We start from the raw sequence: 20,062 nt of genomic DNA on the forward strand, positions 1-20,062 counted from the left end.
ATTGGCTGAGACGTGCCCGTAGCCCTCGTGGTTCGACAGGCTCACCATGAGGGCTACTGGCAGGTTCCGAGGGCTCGGATCAGCCGAACACTCGGCTCTTTGAGATGGCCCTCAGACGGCTTCCACCACCAGTTCCAGGTCGGTGTCGCCGGCGGCGACGACGCGCACCTTGGTGCCTGCTGGCAGGTCGGGACCCGAGACGCGCCAGGTCGTGTCGCCCAGCTTGATGCGGCCGCGGCCCTCCCTGATCGGCTCGGCAAGGGTTGCGGTGCGCCCGATCATCTGCGCGCCGCGCTGGTTGAGCAGCGGCTGGTCGCTGGCCTCGCCGTTGCTGCTCATGATCTTCTTGCCGGCGTAGGCCGCGATCAGGGACAGAGCGAGGAATACCAGCACCTGGACATGCCAGGTCCAGGGGCCCCAGTCCCAGAGCTGCAGCGACAGCGCCCCGGTCAGCAGCGCGGCAATGCCGATCCAGAGCAGGAAGAAGCCGGGCAGCACGATCTCCAGGACCAGGAGGACCAGGCCCAGCACCATCCAGTTCCACGGCCCGAGTTCCGCAATGACACCTGCCAGCATGATCGCCTCCCGCTGCCCGCGCCGGTCAGTTCTGCTCCGGCGGAATCCTCGGCGTGCGCGACGCCGGCCGCTGGCCGCTCGGGGCGTCGCCGCCGAACACTTCCTTGGCGATGGCGCCGATGCCGCCGAGCGAGCCGATCAGCGACGACGCCTCGATCGGCAGCAGCACGACCTTGTTGTTGTTGGCCGAACCGATCTTGGCCAGCGCCTCGGTGTATTTCTGGGCGACGAAGTAGTTGATCGCCTGCACGTCGCCCTTGGCGATCGCCTCCGACACCACCTGGGTGGCGCGCGCTTCGGCCTCGGCGGCGCGCTCGCGCGCCTCGGCGTCGCGGAAGGCGGCTTCGCGGCGGCCTTCGGCTTCCAGCACCTGGGCCGCCTTCAGGCCCTCGGCCTCGAGGATCTGGGCGCGCTTGTTGCGCTCGGCCATCATCTGGCGGGCCATCGACTCGACCAGGTTGGCCGGCGGGTTGATGTCCTTGATCTCGACGCGGGTGACCTTGATGCCCCAGGGGTGCGCCGCCTCGTCGACGACGCGCAGCAGGCGTTCGTTGATGGCGTCGCGGTTCGACAGCAGCTCGTCGAGGTCCATCGAGCCCATCACCGTGCGGATGTTGGTCATGGTCAGGTTGAGGATGGCGTTCTGCAGGCCCGCGACCTGGTAGGCCGCCTGCGGCGCGTTGAGCACCTGGTAGAAGGCGACGCCGTCCACCGCCACGATGGCGTTGTCGCGGGTGATCACCTCCTGCGTCGGCACGTCGAGCACCTGCTCCATCATGTTCATCTTGGCGCCGATGCGGTCGACGAAGGGAATGATCAGGTTGAGGCCGGGCGTCAGCGTGCGGGTGTAGCGGCCGAAGCGCTCGACCGTGTAGTTGTAGCCCTGCGGAATGGTCTTGATGCCGGTGAACAGCAGCAACAGCACCAGGATGACCAGGACTGGAATGATGATGTCGAGACCAGTGAACACCGTTCGGCACTCCCCCGCGAGTTGAGCGCTGCGATTCGGATGAACGCAGAGCGCGATGCCGAAAGACTTAAGGGCCTTTCAGCATCGTTACAATGACATGGGGGGCTAATGTTGTGGGCGGGCGCGTGCCCCGAGAGCCGGGCCTCAGACCCAGCCCATCAGCTCGCGGCGGGTGATCGCCTCGATCACCGCCATGCCCTCCGGACTGTCGTTCAGGCAGGGGATGTGGGAGAAATTCTTGCCGCCGGCATGGTGGAAGATCTCGGCGTTCTCGCCGGCGATCTCCTCCAGCGTCTCGATGCAATCGGCCGAAAAGCCCGGGTTGACGACGGCGATCGACTTCACGCCTTCCCTGGCCAGCCGTTCGACCGTCTTGTCGGTGTAGGGCTGCAGCCATTCCTGGGCGCCGAAGCGCGACTGGAAGGTGGTCGTCAGCTTCCTGTCGTCCATGCCGAGCCGCTCGCGCAACAGCCGCGTCGTCTTCACGCAATGGCAATGGTAGGGGTCGCCGCGCTCGAAATAGGGCTTCGGGATGCCGTGGTAGGAGGCGAGGATCACCTCCGGCTCGAAGTCGAGCTTGGCCAGGTGCTGCTCGATCGAGCGGGCCAGCGCCTCGATGTAGACCGGCTCGTCGTAATAGGCGGGCACGGTGCGGATCGACGGCATGGCGCGGATCTGCATCAGTGCGCGGAACAGCTGGTCGCTGGCGGTCGCCGTCGTCGTCGCCGAGAACTGCGGATAGAGCGGGAACATGACGATGCGGTCGCAGCCCTCGGCCATCAGCTTCTCGACGGCGCCCGCGGTCGAGGGGCTGCCGTAGCGCATGCCCCAGTCGACCACGACGTCCGGCAGGTCGCGCAGCGCCGCGGCGAGCTTCTCGGCCTGGCCGCGGGTGTAGGTGCGCAGCGGGGATTCGTCGCGCTCGGTGTTCCAGATCTTCTTGTAGTTCTCGCCCGACTTCTTCGGCCGCGTGTTGAGCACGATGCCGTAGAGGATCGGGTACCACAAAAGCTTGGGCATCTCGATGACGCGCGGATCGGACAGGAATTCGCGCAGATAGCGCCACATCGACTTCCTGTCGGTGCCGTCGGGCGTGCCGAGATTGACGAGGAGCACGCCGACCTTGCCCTTGCGCACGGAGGGGTGGCCGCCGGGAAGCGGGCCGAGCGCCTTGGCCGATTTGTCGTCGATCGTCGTCGTCATGTCCATTCGGTGTCTCCGTTGGCGGGATACCTAGTTGAATGGGGCGGCCGTTCAATGTCGCGTCTGGCCGCACCTGAAAAGCAAAACCCGCCCGGCAGGCCGGGCGGGCTTGTCAGGTCAGGCTTGACCTATCAGTTGGCCGCCGGGATTGCCAGCGTGCCGCCGATCTGCAGGTCCTTGGCCTTCGCGTCCGGATTGGCCGCTGCGATCGCCTGCCACTTGGTGGGGTCGCCGAGATAGGTCTTGGCGAGGTCCCAGAAGGTGTCGCCGGCGGCAATCGTGTGCGTCTTGCCGCCGCCGGATGCGGCCTGCGCGGTCGCGGCGGGCGCAGCTTCGGCAGGCTTTGCCGCCGTCGCGGGTGCCGCCTCAGCCGGCTTGGCGGGTTCGGCCGCGGCGGGCGCGGCAGCCACGGTCGCGGCGATCTCGGTGATGCGGCCGTCGAGCTTGGGGGTGAACGGACGGTTCTTGGCCAGATAGTCGGCGACCACCTGCTCGAGGCTCGGGCCGTAGTCGTAGGCCTTGGTGGCGTTGGCGGCAAAGATCTTGTAGCCGTCGCCGCCCTGGCGCACGTAGTTGTTGGTGGCGACGGTGTAGACCTTCGCGTCGTCGAGCGGCACCCAGGCCCCGCCCTCCATCGTCTCGATCGACTTCAGCCGTCCGCCGTTGGGCGCCACCGACTTGTCGAAGGAATATTTCAGGCCTGCCACCTGCGGGAACTTGCCCTTGCCTTCCTCGATCTCGGAGAGGCCCGCCTCGAGCGAGGCGCGCAGGTCGGCGCCGGAAAGCTGGAAGGTCGCCAGCGTGTTCTGGAAGGGCAGCACCGTCAGCACCTCGCCCATGGTGACCACGCCCTTGTCGATCGAGGCGCGGATGCCGCCGCCGTTCTGGACGGCGATGGTGACGCCCTGATCCTTGACCCGGTCGAGGATGGCGTCGGCGATCAGGTTGCCCATGGCGCATTCGCGGGCGCGGCAGTTCTCGCGGCTGCCGTCGATCTGGTCGGTGGACTCTGCGACTTCCTTGTTCTTCAGTTCCTCGATCGGAGCGCCGAGTTCCTTGATGCGGGCGAGCACCGCTTCGTCGGGCTTGATCGAATTGTCGAGATAGATCGGGTCGCCCTTGGCCTCCTTGACCACGCCGTTGTCGTCGAAGGTGACGGTGAACGCGCCGAGATACTTGGAATAGGACGCGGCCTGCGTCACCGGCACCTTGTAGCCCTCGGGGTTGTCGATCATCGTCGGATAGGGCCCTTCGGCCTTGGCGTCGGTATTCGACAGAAGCGAGTGCGAGTGGCCGCCGACCACCACGTCGACGCCGGGGATCTTGGCGATCATCTCCTTCTCGCGCGGATAGCCGATGTGCGTGAGCGCGATGATCTTGTTGACGCCCTCGGCCTTCAGCTTCTCGACCTCGGCGGTGATGTTCTTGATGTCGTCCTCGATGGCGATGTTCGGGCCGGGCGAGGCGACTTCGGGCGTGTCGTTGGTGACGGCGCCGACGATGCCGATCTTCTGGCCGCCGACCTCGATCACGAGCGACGGCTTGATGCGGTCGCCGACCTTGGACTGGGCGTTCGGCTTCACGTTGGCCGACAGCACCGGGAACTGGATCTTCTCCAGGAACGGCACCAGCGCGTCCTCGCCGTCGTCGAACTCGTGGTTGCCCACGGTCATGGCGTCGAACTTCATCTGGTTCAGGAACTCGGCCTCGGCCGCGCCCTTGTAGGTTGTGTAGAACAGCGAGCCCTGGAAGTTGTCGCCGCCGTTGAGCAAGAGCACGTTCTGGCCTTCGAGCTTCTTGCGCTCCTGGGCGATCGCCGTCACCAGGCGCGCCGCGCCGCCGATGCACTCGCCCTTGCCCTCTTCCTCGGCCGAGCAGGTGGATTCGAACTTGTTGTTGCTTTCGATGCGGCTGTGCCAGTCGTTGATGTGAAGAATGGTCAATGTGTAGTCGGCGAAGGACGGCGCGACGGAATATCCGAACGCCGAGGCCGACAAGGCCGCGATGGCAGCAAACTTCTTCATGCTGAAATCTCCCGAATGACCCCCGCGAGACGTTTGGCGTCTTCGCCTGACCGGAATGTTACACATTCCTTGCGGTCATGTTCACACCCGGAATTTGCGGATGCAAGGGGAATCGCAGGCCGCGCACCGGCCTATTTCGAGTAGTCGCGCTCGTCGGCGATGACCTTGCCGTCATTGGGCAAGGCGCCCCTGGGCACCACCTCGACCTTGCCGCCCAGCTTGGTGATTTCCCGCAGCGTCGCCTCGATGCGTCCACCCGCCGGTGCGTCGTCGCCGGCGGGTTCCACCTGTAGCACCATGGCGTCGCGGTCGCCGTCCCGGCTCACCACCAGCCGCGCCTTGCTGATCTCTAAATGCCGGCCAACGAGCTCGGCGACCTGCCTGGGGTCGACGAACATGCCCTTGACCTTGGTGCGCTGGTCGGCCCGGCCCATCCAGCCCTTGATGCGCAGGTTGGTGCGGCCGCAGGGCGAGCTGCCCGGCAGCACCGCCGACAGGTCGCCGGTGCCGAAGCGGACGAGCGGGTAGGCGGGATTGAGGCAGGTGACGACCAGTTCCCCGACTTCGCCGTCGGCGACCGGGTCGCCGGTGCCGGGGCGGACGATCTCGACGATCAGCTCCTCGTTGACGATCATGCCGGGATGGGGCGCGCCGTCCCCGGCGGCACTTTCGTAGGCGATGACGCCGAACTCGGCGGTGGCATAGCATTGCAGGACCGAGACGCCGCGCTCGCGGTATTCCGCCCTGAGCGAGGGGAACAGCGCGCCGCCGGACACCAGCCCGATGCGGATCGAGGACAGGTCCTTTCCGGTCTCGGCGGCGCGGTCGAGCATCAGCTTGAGGAAGTCCGGCGTGCCGCAGAAGACGCCTGGCCTGAGGCTCGCCGCCGCCTCGACCTGCGTGTCGGTGTTGCCGGTTCCGGCGGGGAAGACCGTGCAGCCTAGGGCGCGGGCGCCCTCGTCGAGCACGAAGCCGCCGGGCGTCATGTGATAGGCGAAGGCGTTGTGGACGACGTCGCCGGGACGCACGCCGGCGGCGAAGAAGGCACGCGCCGCGCCCCAGGGATCGGCGCCGAGGCCCTGCGGTTCCCACAGGGGCCCGGGCGAGTGGAAGACGCGGCTGCCCCGCAGCGCGGCAAGGTCGGCGAAGCCGCCGAAGGGCGGGCTCGCCGCCTGGAATTCCATGAGCTGGGTCTTGCGAAGTACCGGCAGCCGCGCCAGGGCGCGCCTGTCGGTCAAGGCCGCGACATCGAAGCCGTCGAGCCAATGCGCAAGGCCCGGCGCGGCGACGGCGGCCTTGGCCAGGAACCGGGGAAGGGCGGCAAAAAGCGCCGCTTCGCGCGCTTCCGGGGCTCGGGTTTCGCTGTCGTCGAAATGCTCGGCCATGGAACCTCCCGTCGTGACAGGAGGGTTATCGCAACAGCCCGGTGCCCGCGCAAGCGGGCACAAAGTCGAGGTCGGGATGCCCGCGCAAGCGGGCACAAGGTCGAGGTCGGGATGCCCGCGCGAGCGGGCACAAGGTCGGTATCAGGCGGCGCGGCGGGTGAGCGTGAACTGCTGGCCCGCGGAGCTCGTGCAATTCAGCTGGTTCGCCGAGATCAGCAGGCAGTTGAAGCTGATCGGCGACTGGCGAATGAGCGAGGTGCCGTTGATCTGCACGGCGTTGGCGCCGGTCATGATGTAGGTGCCGTCGGACAGCCTCTGGCCGGTGTCGGTCGCAACCGTCTGGAACACGCCGTTCTGGAAGGTCGAGAGACCGGTTCCCTTGGCGTCGATCCAGGCGCCTTCCACGCCGGTCGGGGCGGGCCGGCCGGGGCCGCTGCCGCCGGGGCCGCTGGTCGAGCAGGCAGCAAGTGCGGCCGCAAGCAGGGCAAGCACTCCGGCCGAATACAGTTTGCGCGAAGTCGTCATCAAGTAATCCTCTCCTCAGTCCGCATTTCTTCAATCGCCCGAATTGACGATGAAGGCAAGGCTCGGACGGGTCCGTTCGGCGATCCCCGGCGCTCGCCGCGCCATCTCTCAAAAGACTGTTGACGCGCTGCAACAGGGGGCGATGCACCGCCTGTACCGGACATGGCGGCCGCATGCGATTGACATGAACGTGAATCCGGATAACTTTCGTATATTGTGAAACACAAATGTTCTCGGTTGGTGTCGGGAACGGTTTCGGGGGGAGACAGCATGGATGCGTTCTTGGCCGGCCTCAAGTCGGCGGTGGACACGCTTGGGGCAACGGTTCTGTTGCCGATCGTCATTTTCATCATCGCCGTGGTTCTCGGCGCCAGGGTGGGCCGGGCATTCAGGGCCGCCATCACCATCGGCGTCGCCTTCATCGGCATCAATCTTGTGCTCGGCCTGATGCTGGGCTCGATCGGCGATGTGGCCAAGGCCATCGTCACCAACACCGGCATCCAGCGCGACATCGTCGACGTGGGCTGGCCGTCGGCCGCGGCCATCGCCTTCGGCTCGTCGGTCGGCCTGTGGGTCATTCCCATCGGCATCGCCGTCAACGTCGTGCTGCTTCTGTTGCGCTGGACGCGCACGCTCAACGTCGACGTCTGGAACTTCTGGCACTTCGCCTTCGTCGGCTCGCTCGCCACCGCCGCCACCGACAGCCTGGCCTACGGCCTTGCCGTAGCAGCTCTGGTCGCCGCACTCGCGCTGCTCTTCGCCGACTGGTCGGCGCGCGCCGTGCAGCAGTTCTACGGCATTCCCGGCGTTTCGGTGCCGCATCTGGCTTCGGCGCAGATCCTGCCCATCGCCATCGTGCTGAACTGGATCATGGATCGCATCCCCGGCATCAACCGCATCAACATCTCGACCGAGACCATCGAGAAGCGCTTCGGCGTGTTCGGCGAGCCGGTGGTGCTGGGCCTGATCATCGGCCTCGTGCTCGGCGTCATCGCCTATTACAACGCCGGCGACTTCGGCACGGTTCTGTCCAAGGTGCTCAGCACCGGCATGACGCTGGCTGCCGTGATGCTGCTTCTGCCACGCATGGTGAAGGTGCTGATGGAAGGCCTGCTGCCGGTGTCGGATGCCGCCCAGGAATTCGTGCGCAAGCGCACCGGCGACCGGGAACTGCTGGTCGGCCTCGACTCGGCGATCCTGATCGGCCATCCGGCGGCGATCTCGTCGTCGCTGATCCTGGTGCCCATCGCCATCGTGCTTTCGGTGATCCTGCCGGGCAACCGGGTGATCCTGTTCGCGGACCTCGCCGTCATCCCCTTCATCGTCGCCATGACCGCGCCGCTGCTCAAGGGCAATGTCTTCCGCATGGTCGTCGTCGGCACGATCACGCTTGCGGTCGGCTTCTACGTTGCCAACGCACTCGCGCCACTGTTCACAAGTGCGGCCGTTTCGTCCGGCTTCGCCATGCCTGCGAACGCGGTGCAGATCACCTCGGTGGTCGACGGCTTCCTGTGGATTCCCTACGTCATCATCGAAGCCATCAAGTGGCTCGGCGTCGCCGGCCTGGTGCTGCTCGCGCTGGTGATCGCCGTGCTCTTCGGTCTCTACCGCCGCAACATGGCCGGCTGGGAGCGGGCGGCGGGTGCTGAAGCCGATGAACACGAGACGGCGGCCGGCGAGCCGCGGCTCGCCAACGGGTGATCAAAACTCTGGAGCCGGCCCCAAATGGCCGGCTCCCCGCAATGGAGACTTGCATGACGCGAACCCTCATGAGCCACATCGATCCCGCGGCTGTCGCCCTTGGCGTCGAGGCAAGCAGCAGCGAGGAGGTGATCCGCCTGCTCGCCGGCAGGCTGGAGGCGCTCGGGTGCGTCAAGCCGAGCTACGCCGATGCCGTGGTCAGACGCGAAGCCACCATGCCGACCGGCCTGCCGCTCGGCCGCGAAGAGAACGTCGCGATCCCGCACACCGATCCCGAGCACGTGCTGAAGCCGGGGATCGCGCTCGGCGTGTTGTCCCGGCCGGTGGACTTCGCCAACATGGAGGACCCGGACGAGGCGGTTCCGGTGGGCATCGTGTTCCTGCTTGCCATCAACGACAAGGACAAGCAGATAGACATGCTGCAGGAAATCATGGACACGATCCAGAGCGAGGAGGCGCTGACCGGCCTCAAGAACGCCAGTACGCTCGAAGACGTCGGCTCCATTCTGAACTGATCAGTGCATGACCCCGAAAATCGGAATCGATTTTCGGGGTCATGCACAAACTCAAAGTGTTACAGCGTCCTTTGCGCGTCCAATAGGACGCGCGGCGCTGTAGGAAACGGGATATTCTCGATGGCCAAACAGAAGACCATACTTTTTGCCTGCGGAACCGGCGTCGCCACTTCGACGGCCGTCAATTCGACGGTGACGGATGCCATGAAGGCGAGGGGGCTCAGCTTCAATGCCATGCAGTGCAAGGCGACCGAGGTGGCGAGCCTGGCCGAGAGCGCCGACCTGATCGTCTCGACCACGCCGATCTCGGCTTCGGTGAAGGTTCCGGTGATCAAGGGTCTCGCCTTCCTCACCGGCATCGGCAAGGACAAGGCGCTCGACGACATCGAGGCCGAGCTGCGCAAATAAAGGCAGTTTTGACGCTTCAAGCAAGAAAGGGCGCCAGAGGCGCCCTTTCTCATTTCCGGGTTGCGCCGTTCAGCGCACCAGGATGTTGCGGAACTGCCAGGGGTCCTCGAGGTCGAGATCTTCCTCGAACAGGCCGGGGCGGCCGTCGAGCGGGGTCCAGTCGGTGTAGTGGCCGTTGACCGGGCCGAGATATTGCTGCTGCACTTCGAGGCAGCGCCTGTAGTTCATCTCGTCGGCCTCGACGATGCCGGCCTCGGGGTTTTCCAGCGCCCAGACCATGCCGGCGAGCACGGCCGACGACACCTGCAGGCCGGTGGCGTTCTGGTAGGGGGCGAGCTTGCGCGCCTGCTCGAGCGTCAGCTGCGAGCCGTACCAGTAGGCGTTCTTGTCGTGGCCGTAGAGCAGTACGCCGAGCTCGTCCTTGCCGTCGACCAGTTCGTCCTCGTCGAGAACGTGGTGGACCGGCTGCGGCTTGCCGGCGGCGCCGAACATCTCGTGCATCGACAGCACCGCGTCGTTGCAGGGGTGATAGGCGTAGTGGCAGGTCGGCCGGTAGCTCACCTTGCCCTTCTTCGAGCGCACGGTGAAGAAGTCGGCGATCGAGATCGCCTCGTTGTGGGTGACGAGGAAACCATATTGCGCGCCGGGCGTCGGGCACCAGGTGCGGACGCGGGTGTTGGCGCCCGGCTGCTCGAGATAAATCGCTGCCTTGCTACCCTTCTTGAACTTCTTGGCGTTCTTGGGCTTCCAGGTCTCATGCGTGCCCCAGCCAAGCTCGGCCGGCTGCAGGCCTTCGGAGATGAAGCCTTCGACCGACCAGGTGTTCCAGAACACGTTCATCGGCTTGGGGTTCTTGGTGCGCTGGGTGTCGCGCTCGGCGATGTGGATGCCCTTGACGCCGGCCTTCTTCATCAGCGCGGCCCAACCCTCGCGGTCGTGCTGCTCGGGTTCGTCGAATTCGTGGCCGAGGTCTTTTGCCAGGTTCACCAGCGCCTGCTTGACGAACCACGAGACCATGCCCGGATTGGCTCCGCAGGTCGAAACCGCGGTCGGACCGCCGGGATGCTTGCGCTTTTCGGCGAGCAGCGTCTCGCGCAGCGCGTAGTTGGTGCGGTCGGCGTTGCTCGCCTCGTTGTCGAAATAGAAGCCGAGCCAAGGCTCGACGACGGTGTCGACGTAGAGCGCGCCGAGCTTGCGGCTCAGGTGCATGATGTCGACCGAGCCGGTGTCGACCGAGAGGTTGATGCAGAAGCCCTGGCCGCCGCCATTGGTCAGCAGGGGCGCCAGCAGCTCCTTGAAATTGTCCTTGGTTACCGCTTCCTGGATGAATTTGATGTTGCGCTCATCCGCGAGTTTCCGGTTTTCGTCGTTGGGATCGATGATCACCATACGGGACTTGTCGAACTTGAAATGGCGTTCAATGAGGGGGAGCGTTCCGCGACCGATCGAACCGAAGCCGATCATCACAACAGGACCAGTAATCTCACCGTAAACGGACCATTTTTCATTCGCCATTTTTTATGGCACTCCTTCTCACACCAAAAGAGCCGGGCCATGATTGACCCGGCTTCAACGGCTAAACCATACATGCTTGTCACAATAAAGCGAATCCGGGTCCCAGATGCTGTAGGAACCGGACGTTGTGCCGCTATGGTTAGCCGGCGCGCGCCATGCCGTTGAGGAAGGCAACCAGCCTGTCGCGGTCGGCGGCCAGCCCCTTGTAATCGAGCTGGTCGCGGTCGAGACCGGTCAGCTGCTCGACGAAGGAAGCGGCGAGTGTTGCCCGGTCCGGGTGCCTTGCCAGCACCGCCAGCGGGTCGAGATGAATGCGGATGGTGAACAGGATGTCGCCCGACGCCGGCAGCTTGCGCAGGGTCTGGCGCTCGACGCGGATGAAGGCGTGGCCGGCCACGTCGGCGCCGGGAAAGGTCGAGTCCGTCTCGGCCGAGCGGGCGAGGCGCTGGCGGTCGGAGAGCGGGTGGTAGAGCTCGCCATTGGCCTGGACAGACCAGTTGAAGCGCTCGACCAGCACGGCGAGCTTGTCGAACATGCGGGCGATCAGCTCGGCCATGCGGGTGCCGGGGCCGAAGCCGGGCACCGGGCCGTGGATGTCATGGATCGCCTTTCCGAACTTCTCGGTGAGCCTCCAGGATGACGGAAAGCACAACGACCCGGCGGCCAGCCGCCAGCCGTCCGCGCCCTGGCGCATGAGGATCAGGTCTTCCTGCACCAGCTTCGAGGCGGCGATCAGCGGGTTGTCGCCGGGAGCGGCGACGTCGATGCTTCGGTCCGTGCCGGCGATCGCGCAGCGCCCGCCTTCGAGGTGGTAGGTCCCGGGAAAGCGTTCTGTCAGATGCGCGACCAGCAGGTCGAGCACCTCCTGCTGGGCCGCCCGCGTTTCCGGCTCGGCGACGAACACCTTGTCGGGCAGCTCGGAATAAAGCCGGTCCTTTTCGGCCAGATAGGCCTCGAGATGGCGGTCGAGCTCGATCCAGTCGCGCGGCTCGGCCTGCTTCAGGCCGATGGCAAAGGGCTTCGAGGTGCCGTCGAAGGGCGTGTGGGTTATGGCGGCAGTCATCTCAACCGGTCGCATTCAAGGGCGAGACTGGCTTAGCCGGTGCCCGGCATGCCGGCAATCTCGGCTCATTGGACCAGGCGCGCTCCGATCAGCCCGCGCAGCGAGTTGCCGACGAAGATTTTTCGTGCGCTTGCGAGATCGTGGACGGTCAATCTCGCTTCTACCGCCTCGCCCTTGTCGATCATCTCGCCGCGCAGCACGCCGGCGAGCAGGCCGCAGGCGATAGCGGGCGTCTTGAGCGGGCCGCCGTCGCCCATATCGAGGAAGATGCTGGTTATGGTGCCCTCGCAGACCTCGCCCGCCTCGTTGAGCAGGATCACCTCGTCGGCATCCTCGCGGGCGAACTCGGCGCGGGCGGCGTCGTAGGCCTGCCGGCGCGTGGTCTTGTGGCGCAGCAGCGCGTCGGTGGAGGAAAGTCGTGTCGCGGCGATGCGCAGCGTCCACACGGTGTCGGGCGGAAGCGGTACGAAGGTCTGCGTCGTCGCCTCGGCCCTGCCGCTCGCGGCAAGGGCGAGCCGGACGCGGAGCGGGGCGTCGCCGGCGACAGCTTGGGCCAACGCCTTATCGATCGCCGCCCGGTCGAGGGCGAAGCCGAGTGCTGCGGCCGAGGCCGCGAGCCGGGCGAGATGCCGTTCGCCGCGCAGGAAGCCGCTCTGCGGCTCCCAGCGCATCGTCTCGATCAGCTCGAAGCCGGCACCGAGCCCGTCGCGAAGCGCGCTTTCAGAAGACATTCCGCATACTCCGCCTCCACCGTCGAATCGAACACCACGCCGCCGCCGACATTGTAGACGGCCTCGCCGTCGGGGAAGAGCGTGATGGTGCGGATGGCCACGTTGAAGCGCATCGTGCCGCCGGGTGCTACCCAGCCGATGGCGCCGCAATAGACGTCGCGCGGGGTGCCTTCGAGATCGTGCAGGATCTCCATGGCCCTGATCTTGGGCGCGCCGGTGATCGAGCCGCAGGGGAAGAGCGCGGCGAAGATGCGCTCGATCGAGAGGTTCGGCAGGAGCTTCGCCCTGACCGTGCTCACCATCTGGTGCACGGTCGGATAGCTCTCGATGCGGAACAGCTCCGGCACGTCGAGCGTGCCGACCTCGCTGATCAGCGAGATGTCGTTGCGCAAAAGGTCGACGATCATGCGGTTTTCCGCCTGGTTCTTCTCGTCGTTGCGCAGGAACTCCCTCAGCGCCGCGTCCTCCTCCGGCGTCTTGCCGCGGGGCGCGGTGCCCTTCATCGGATGCGTCTCGATCCAGCCGTCGCTGTCGATCTCGAAGAACAGCTCGGGCGAGCGCGACAACACCACCGGCCCGCCGAGCGAGACGAGCGCGCCGTATTTCACCGGTTGGCGCGCAATCAGTGCGTCGAAGGCGTCGAGCGGGGTGCCCGACCATTGCGCCTTCACCGGGAAGGTCAGGTTGGCCTGGTAGCAGTCGCCCTGGCGCAGGTGCTGGTGCAGGCGCCTGAAGCGGCTTTCGTAGTCGGCCTCCGACCAGGTGGCGCGGGCGTCGAAGATCGGGCCGTTGGTGGCCGGCCTACGCGCCTGCCGTCGCATGCGGTCCGACGGCTGGTCGAACACGCCGAGGCAGACCAGCGGCGTGCGCCGTCCCTCGGGCAGCAGCGGCCGGAGCTTCGGCTCGAGCAGGTAGCCCGCTTCGTAGGAAAAATAGCCGGCGAGCCACTTGCCGCTGTCATGCGCGGCCTGGGCTTTCTCGAGCGCGGGCAGGAAATCGCCGGCGTCATGCGCGACGATGATCTCGCGCGGCGCCTCGAACAGCACTTCCTGGCCGGCGGGATCGTCCCGGAACAGGACGAAGGGTGAAGCAAGGTCTGTCATGATTTCAGGAGGCGAAGCGCCGGCTCAGTCCAGCGCTTCCAGTTCGTCGATGAGGCCGCTTATGACGGCGAGGCCCTTCTGCCAGAAGGCCGGGTCGGCGGCGTCGAGCCCGAACGGCTTCAGGAGTTCGGAATGGTGCTTGGTGCCGCCGGCGCGCAGCATCTCGAAATACTTGTCCTGGAAGCCGCGTTCGGCGTTCTGGTAGACTGCGAACAGCGAGTTCACCAGGCAGTCGCCGAAGGCATAGGCATAGACGTAGAAGGGCGAATGGATGAAGTGCGGGATATAGGCCCAGAACACCTCGTAGCCGTCGCGCAGCTTGATCGCGGGCCCCAGGCTCTCGGCCTGCACCTCCAGCCAGAACTGGCCGAGCCGGTCGGCGGTCAGCTCGCCGTTCTTGCGCTCGGCGTGCACCTTGCGCTCGAACTCGTAGAAGGCGATCTGGCGCACGACCGTGTTGATCATGTCCTCGACCTTCTGAGCCAGCATCGCCTTGCGCTCGCGCCTGTCGGTGGTGCGCTCGAGCAGCGAGCGGAAGGTCAGCATCTCGCCGAACACGCTCGCGGTCTCGGCCAGCGTCAGCGGCGTCGAGGCCATCAGCGCGCCCTGGCCGGCGGCCAGCACCTGGTGCACGCCGTGGCCGAGTTCGTGGGCGAGCGTCATGACGTCGCGCGGCTTGCCCATGTAGTTGAGCAGCACATAGGGATGCGCCGACGGCACCGTCGGATGGGCGAAGGCGCCCGGCGCCTTGCCCGGGCGCACCGGCGCGTCGATCCAGCGGCGGTCGAAGAATGTGCGGGCGATGTCGGCCATCTCAGGCGAGAACTTGCCGTAGGCGGTCAGCACCGTGTCCTTGGCATCGCCCCAGCCGATGCTCGCCTGCGGCGTCTCGGGCAGGGGGGCGTTGCGGTCCCAGTGGTTCATCGTCTCCATGCCGAGCCACTTGGCCTTCATCGCATAGTAGCGGTGCGAAAGGCGCGGATAGGCCTCGCGAACGGCCGCGGCCAGCGCGTCGACGACCTCGCGCTCGACGCGGTTGGCGAGATGGCGTGAATCGGCGATGTCCTGGAAGCCGCGCCAGCGGTCGGAGATTTCCTTGTCCTTGGCCAGCGTGTTGGTGATCAGCGTGAAGACGCGCAGGTTCTTGCGGAAGGTCGCGGCCAGCGCCTCGGAGGCAGCCTTGCGCACCTCGCCGTCGGGGTCCTGCAGCTTGTTCAGCGCCGGCTCCAGCGTCAGCTCCTCGCCGCCGACGTCGAAGCGCAGCTCCGTCATCGTCTCGTCGAACAGCCGGTTCCAGGCGCCGCGGCCGGTGATCGACTTCTCGTGGAACAGCTGCTCGACGCGGTCCTCGAGCTGGTAGGGCTTGTCCTTCCTGAGGTCGAGCACCCAGGGCCGGTAGTGGCCGAAGCCGGCGTCGGCGTCGAGGGCCTTGAGGATCAGCTCGTCGTCGACGAGGTTGAGCTCGAGGGCGAAGAACAGCAGATGCGCGCTGGCATCCGTCATCTTCTCCTGGATGTCGCCGTAAAGCTTGGCGCGCTTGGGATCGGAGGTGTCGCCGGCATAGATCAGCCCCGCATAGGAGACGACGCGGCCGATCAGTTCCTCCAGTGCCTCATAGGCGCGCATCGCTTCGCCGAGGCCGCCGGACGCACCGCGCCCGGCCTCGACGGCGAGCGTGCCCTTCCACCTGGTTTCGAAGGCGACGGCGTCGGCGCCGGCCTTTTCGATGTCGCGTCGAAGGTCGGCTGATTCCATCCCGGCGTAGAGGTCGGAGAGATCCCATTCGGGCAAATCGCCGAGTGCGGACGCACCCCTGGCGGCCGCGGCGGCCTGCATCTCCTGCCCGCAAATCCAACGCATTGCGACTTACCTTTCACTTCCCTCGGCCGTCCGTTCAAATCCTAAGGGATTCGTTCACTGGCTTTTTTGAAACCTTATTTAGAACCCTGTGCCAGGATGATCCACATCCAATCGGCATCGACAGGTATATTCCGGACATACATGGCAGGTTCGATTCTCATAGTCGATGATGATCCGGTGCAACGTCGCCTCGTCGACGCCGCGGTGACGAAATTCGGCCATTCGGCGATCGTCGCGGAGGGTGGAGAAGTGGCGCTGCAGGTGCTCGACGGAGCGCGCGGCGGCGACGTCGGGGTGATGATCCTTGACCTGTCCATGCCGGGCCTCGACGGCATCGGCGTGCTCAAGGCGATGCGCGAACGCGGCATCGCCATCCCGGTCATCGTGCAGACCGCGCAGGGCGGCATCGACACCGTCGTTTCGGCGATGCGCAACGGCGCTTTCGATTTCGTGGTCAAGCCGGCTTCGCCGGAGAAGCTGCAGGCGGCGATCACCAGCGCCCTGAAGGTCGAGGCGGCCGAGGACACCGTCCGGCGTTCGGCACGGCGCGGCAGCGGGCTCCTGACCTTCCGCGACCTGGTCACCAGGAGCTCGGCCATGGACCGGGTGATCCGGCTCGGCCAGAAGGCCGCGGCGTCGAACATCCCGATCCTGATCGAGGGCGAGTCCGGCGTCGGCAAGGAACTCGTGGCGCGCGCCATCCAGGGTTCCGGCGACCGGCGCTCGAAGCCCTTCGTCACCGTCAATTGCGGCGCCATCCCGGAAAACCTGGTGGAGAGCATCCTGTTCGGCCACGAGAAGGGCTCGTTCACCGGCGCCACCGAAAGGCACACCGGCAAGTTCGTCGAGGCCAACAGCGGTACGCTTTTCCTCGACGAGATCGGCGACCTGCCGCTCGACGTGCAGGTCAAGCTGCTCAGGGCGGTGCAGGAGGGCGAGGTCGATCCGGTCGGCGGCCGGGCCACGGTCAAGGTCGACATCAGGCTGATCTCGGCCACGCACCGCAACCTCCTGGAGCAGGTCAAGGACGGGAAGTTCCGCGAAGACCTGTTCTACCGGCTCAACGTCTATCCCATCTTCGTGCCGCCGCTGCGCGAGCGTCGCGAGGACATAGCATTGCTCGTCGGCCACTTTATTTCGCGCGTCGCGCCCGCCAGTTCATATGGCCGGATTCCGGCGATCTCCGAAGGCGCACTGGCCCTGCTCCAGGCCTATGACTGGCCCGGCAACATCCGGCAGCTGGAGAACGCGGTGTTCCGCGCCTGCGTGCTTTCCGAGGGCGACGTGCTCACCGAAGAGGAGTTTCCGCAGATCCGCGCCCAGGTCGAGGGTACCGTCGACCTCGGCGGCGAGATGTCGCCGGCTGGCCGGGCGCCGCTCGCCAACGGCTATGGCCAAGCCTCGCAGCCGACGCCTCCCGCGCCCGCGGCACCTGTGCGGCCGGGAACGCTGCGCGCCATAGACGAGCGCGGCAACGTCCGGCCGCTGGCCGAGGTCGAGTTCGAGATGATCCGGCTCGCCATAGACCATTACAACGGCCAGATGAGCGAAGTGGCGCGCCGGCTGGGCATCGGCCGGTCGACGCTCTACCGCAAGCTCAAGGAATACGGAATCGATCCCGAATCGGGGCGCTCGGCCGGGCTGGCGTCGTGACATTTTTCCCGCAGTTGCGGCGAATTGTGGCAACGCCTGCGGATTGGGCCTTGCCTGTCGTCTACATGACGCATTCGACCAGGCGTCGCCATGTCGCCGTTAATCGCCATTTGTCGCTATAAACCAGCGGTTTACCACAATAGCCGGCGATTCCCATTTGAGGCGGCGGCGCCATGGTGTTACCGCATTTGGCCTTCAATAAGCAGGCATTAACCATTAGGATCGATATTCGGACGCGATTCAACAGCGTGTCCGGGCTTCAAATCCGGGGACAGATGGCAGCCTAACAGGGCCTTTTGATTTGAACAGGATCGAGAACACCGAAGGGCGTCACTCGAAATCGAATGTCTGGCGTAAGTGGCTCTCGGCCGCGATGCTCGCCGTCGGTTTCATGGCAGCTTCTCAGGCACCAGCAGCCGCCGAAGTGCGGACGCTCAAGCTCTATTACATCCACACCGGCGAAAAAGCCGAGATCACCTACAAGCGCAACGGCAAGTTCGATCCTGCCGGGCTCAAGCAGCTGAACCAGTTCCTGCGTGACTGGCGCCGCAACGAGCCCACCAGGATGGACCCGCGGCTGTTCGACGTGGTGTGGGAAGCCTACCGCGCCACCGGCGCCACGGGCTATGTCAACGTCGTCTCGGCCTATCGCTCGCCGGCGACCAATTCGATGCTGCGCAGCCGCTCCAAGGGCGTCGCCGAGAAGAGCCAGCACATGCTGGGCAAGGCGATGGACTTCTTCATCCCCGGCGTGCCGCTCAAGAAGCTGCGCGAGGCAGGCCTGCGCATCCAGGCCGGCGGCGTCGGCTACTATCCGCGTTCCGGCTCGCCCTTCGTCCACATGGACGTCGGCAATGTGCGCCACTGGCCGCGCATGAGCCGCAAGGAACTGGTCGCCGTCTTCCCGAACGGCAAGACGCTGCACGTGCCTTCCGACGGCAAGCCGCTGCCTGGCTTCGAGCAGGCGCTGGCCTCCTACCAGTCGCGCAAGCAGAGCGGCAATCTGGCGCTCGCCGCCGTGTCGTCCTCGTCGTCCTCATCGTCGCGGAGCGGCGGTCTGTTGGCCGCGCTGTTCGGCGGCGGCGGTGCCGACGAGGAAGAGGATACCGGAGAAACCGAAGTCGCTGCAGTCGCCAAGCCTGCGGCGCCTGCCCGGCAGGTCGCTTCGGCGTCGGCAAAGGCCAGGTCCGATATCCAGATCGTCGCGCCGGAGAATGCCCGCCGTGCCGACCTGCCGCAGATGGCCGAGGAGACGCCGGCGGCCGACGAGGCTCCGGAGACCATCCTGGCCTCGCTGCCGGCGCGCAGCGTGCCGCTGCCGGGTGCCGCTCCGCGGCCGCAGGGCGAAGTCGGCATGGCGACGGCGCAGAACGTGCCGTTCGGCAACGCATCCGCGCCCTTGAATGCAGGCGAACTCGCCGGCTCGGCCGAAGAGCAGATCGCCGCCGACGTGCCGCTGCCGACCTGGCGGCCCAAATACACGCCGCCGGCCGAACTGAAGCCGGAAGGCGAAATGCTCATGGCCCTCGCCAGCGACGATCAGCCGGCAGTCGTCAGCGACGTGCCGCTGCCTTCGGCCCGTCCGGGCGCGATGACCGTCGAGGCAGCGCTTGCCGCTGCCGACGACATCCCCGCCGAGGACGAGGCCGAGTTCGCGGTTGCATCGTTGAGCGAGCCGCGCTCGGTGTTCGACGAGCCGCAAGGTGCGGTCGTTGCCGCGCCGAAGCCTGCGGCGCAAGCCCTGGCGGCGGTGTCCGAGACGGCTGCGGCGGGGGTGAAGACCACCCGCAAGTCCTCGCGGCCGATGGCTGCGGAAGCCAAGCGCGATCCCAAGACGGTGGTCGTGGCCGCCGCTCCCGACGCCGCCCGCTGGGCGCTCCGCAGCAGCGAGCAGGTGGTCACGGTGACCACCAACACCAAGGCCCCGGGCTTCGCCTACAACATGGTCCGCACCGCGCCGAAGGAGGTCTATACGGCCGGCTTCCAGCAGGAGAACCAGATGGCGGAGGCCAACCGCTTCTCCGGCAGCGCCGTGAAGTTCCTGTCGGTGGCGCGCTTCCAGAACAACTGATCGGGACGCGCCGCCTCAGGCGGTGATGGTCCCTGACGAAAAAGCCCCGGGAAACGCTCGTTTCCCGGGGCTTCTTGCATTCAATGCCGAAGCTTCGGCCGACTGGGCCTCACCGGCGCAGCTTGTTGGCCTCGGCCGCCAGCGCCTCGATGCCGGCCCAGTCGCCGGCCTTGACCATCTCGTCGGGGGCCACCCACGAGCCGCCGATGCAGACGACGTTGGGCAGGGCGAGGTAGTCGCCGGCGTTCTTGGCCGAGATGCCGCCGGTCGGGCAGAACTTGACGCCGGCGATCGGCGAGGCGAGCGCCTTGAGGAAGGCCGCGCCGCCGGCCTGCTCGGCCGGGAAGAACTTGAGGAAGTCGAGGCCTGCCTCCAGCGCGCCCATGATCTCGCCGGGCGTGATGGTGCCGGGCAGCAGCGGCACCTGGCTTGCCGCGCCTGCGTCCACCAGCTCGCGCGTCAGGCCGGGGCTGACGATGAACCTCGAGCCGGCCGCCTCGGCCTGTTCGAACTGGCGCGCGTTGAGGATGGTCCCGGCGCCGACGATGGAGTCCTCGACTTCGCCCGCGACGCGGCGGATGGCCTCGAGCGCCTCTTCCGTGCGGAGCGTGATCTCGATGGCCCTGAGGCCGCCACGGGCGAGGGCGCGGGCGAGCGGCACGGCATCGGCGGCGCGCTCGATCTTCAGCACCGGAATGACCGGCTGGCCATCCAGCAGCGAAAGCAGTTTCTGGGTCTTGCTGGTCATGGCGGGCACCT

At 66.3% G+C, this 20,062-nt stretch carries 17 protein-coding genes; 5 read left to right on the plus strand and 12 right to left on the minus strand.

Translation table 11 applies throughout. From position 1 onward, the window contains the following. Positions 1-111 precede the first annotated feature (111 nt). From AmiPiv_RS07235 to AmiPiv_RS07260, 6 genes are all read right to left on the minus strand, one after another. Positions 112-576 (minus strand): NfeD family protein, encoded by a 465-nt coding sequence (locus AmiPiv_RS07235; RefSeq protein WP_340036662.1) that lies wholly within the window; start codon positions 574-576, stop codon positions 112-114. A 25-nt stretch (positions 577-601) separates the two neighbouring features. Beyond that, the gene (locus tag AmiPiv_RS07240; RefSeq protein WP_340036663.1) at positions 602-1,546 is read right to left on the minus strand and encodes an SPFH domain-containing protein; all 945 of its coding nucleotides are present in this window, start codon (positions 1,544-1,546) and stop codon (positions 602-604) included. 144 nt (positions 1,547-1,690) lie between these two features. After that, positions 1,691-2,755, minus strand: a complete 1,065-nt coding sequence (gene hemH, locus AmiPiv_RS07245) for a ferrochelatase (RefSeq protein ID WP_340036664.1) — start codon at positions 2,753-2,755, stop codon at positions 1,691-1,693. A 125-nt stretch (positions 2,756-2,880) separates the two neighbouring features. After that, positions 2,881-4,773, minus strand: coding sequence for a 5'-nucleotidase C-terminal domain-containing protein (locus tag AmiPiv_RS07250; RefSeq protein ID WP_340036665.1), 1,893 nt, complete (start codon positions 4,771-4,773; stop codon positions 2,881-2,883). Positions 4,774-4,904: 131 nt separating this feature from the next. Beyond that, the gene (locus tag AmiPiv_RS07255; RefSeq protein ID WP_340036667.1) at positions 4,905-6,158 is read right to left on the minus strand and encodes a phenylacetate--CoA ligase family protein; all 1,254 of its coding nucleotides are present in this window, start codon (positions 6,156-6,158) and stop codon (positions 4,905-4,907) included. 141 nt (positions 6,159-6,299) lie between these two features. Continuing rightward, positions 6,300-6,683, minus strand: a complete 384-nt coding sequence (locus AmiPiv_RS07260; protein WP_340036668.1) for a hypothetical protein — start codon at positions 6,681-6,683, stop codon at positions 6,300-6,302. A 270-nt stretch (positions 6,684-6,953) separates the two neighbouring features. On the opposite strand from AmiPiv_RS07260, the gene AmiPiv_RS07265 reads away from it, so the two are divergent. From AmiPiv_RS07265 to AmiPiv_RS07275, 3 genes are all read left to right on the plus strand, one after another. Continuing rightward, positions 6,954-8,384, plus strand: coding sequence for a PTS galactitol transporter subunit IIC (locus tag AmiPiv_RS07265; RefSeq protein ID WP_340036669.1), 1,431 nt, complete (start codon positions 6,954-6,956; stop codon positions 8,382-8,384). Positions 8,385-8,437: 53 nt separating this feature from the next. Further along, complete coding sequence (locus AmiPiv_RS07270; protein WP_340036670.1) at positions 8,438-8,899, plus strand: PTS sugar transporter subunit IIA; 462 nt, start codon at positions 8,438-8,440, stop codon at positions 8,897-8,899. Between the two features lie 120 nt (positions 8,900-9,019). Further along, the gene (locus AmiPiv_RS07275; protein WP_340036671.1) at positions 9,020-9,307 is read left to right on the plus strand and encodes a PTS sugar transporter subunit IIB; all 288 of its coding nucleotides are present in this window, start codon (positions 9,020-9,022) and stop codon (positions 9,305-9,307) included. Between the two features lie 69 nt (positions 9,308-9,376). On the opposite strand, the gene AmiPiv_RS07280 is transcribed toward AmiPiv_RS07275, so the two are convergent. The 5 genes from AmiPiv_RS07280 to AmiPiv_RS07300 all read right to left on the minus strand — a co-directional run bounded on the left by AmiPiv_RS07280 (position 9,377) and on the right by AmiPiv_RS07300 (position 15,579). Further along, on the minus strand, positions 9,377-10,822 hold the full coding sequence (locus AmiPiv_RS07280; protein WP_340036672.1) for a homospermidine synthase: 1,446 nt from the start codon (positions 10,820-10,822) through the stop codon (positions 9,377-9,379). Positions 10,823-10,961: 139 nt separating this feature from the next. Next, complete coding sequence (locus AmiPiv_RS07285; RefSeq protein ID WP_340036673.1) at positions 10,962-11,885, minus strand: heme-dependent oxidative N-demethylase family protein; 924 nt, start codon at positions 11,883-11,885, stop codon at positions 10,962-10,964. 65 nt (positions 11,886-11,950) lie between these two features. Next, positions 11,951-12,616 carry an aminotransferase class IV family protein gene (locus AmiPiv_RS07290; protein WP_340036674.1) on the minus strand — a complete coding sequence of 222 codons (666 nt, stop codon included), beginning with the start codon at positions 12,614-12,616 and terminating at the stop codon, positions 11,951-11,953. Further along, complete coding sequence (locus AmiPiv_RS07295; RefSeq protein WP_340036676.1) at positions 12,565-13,719, minus strand: aminodeoxychorismate synthase component I; 1,155 nt, start codon at positions 13,717-13,719, stop codon at positions 12,565-12,567. The genes AmiPiv_RS07290 and AmiPiv_RS07295 overlap by 52 nt, the downstream gene beginning before the upstream one ends. 24 nt (positions 13,720-13,743) lie before the next feature. After that, complete coding sequence (locus tag AmiPiv_RS07300; RefSeq protein WP_340036677.1) at positions 13,744-15,579, minus strand: M3 family oligoendopeptidase; 1,836 nt, start codon at positions 15,577-15,579, stop codon at positions 13,744-13,746. A gap of 141 nt (positions 15,580-15,720) precedes the next feature. Here AmiPiv_RS07300 and AmiPiv_RS07305 point away from each other — a divergent pair, with 141 nt between their 5' ends. Both AmiPiv_RS07305 and AmiPiv_RS07310 read left to right on the plus strand, forming a co-directional pair. Next, positions 15,721-17,232 (plus strand): sigma-54-dependent transcriptional regulator, encoded by a 1,512-nt coding sequence (locus tag AmiPiv_RS07305; protein WP_340036678.1) that lies wholly within the window; start codon positions 15,721-15,723, stop codon positions 17,230-17,232. 373 nt (positions 17,233-17,605) lie between these two features. Then, positions 17,606-19,303 (plus strand): DUF882 domain-containing protein, encoded by a 1,698-nt coding sequence (locus AmiPiv_RS07310; RefSeq protein WP_340036895.1) that lies wholly within the window; start codon positions 17,606-17,608, stop codon positions 19,301-19,303. Positions 19,304-19,412: 109 nt separating this feature from the next. Here AmiPiv_RS07310 and AmiPiv_RS07315 read toward each other — a convergent pair whose 3' ends face one another. Further along, positions 19,413-20,051 (minus strand): 2-dehydro-3-deoxy-phosphogluconate aldolase, encoded by a 639-nt coding sequence (locus tag AmiPiv_RS07315; RefSeq protein WP_340036679.1) that lies wholly within the window; start codon positions 20,049-20,051, stop codon positions 19,413-19,415. Positions 20,052-20,062: the final 11 nt, after the last annotated feature.

The organism is Aminobacter sp. Piv2-1 (genome assembly GCF_037625995.1).
In the GTDB taxonomy this organism is placed as follows: domain Bacteria; phylum Pseudomonadota; class Alphaproteobacteria; order Rhizobiales; family Rhizobiaceae; genus Aminobacter.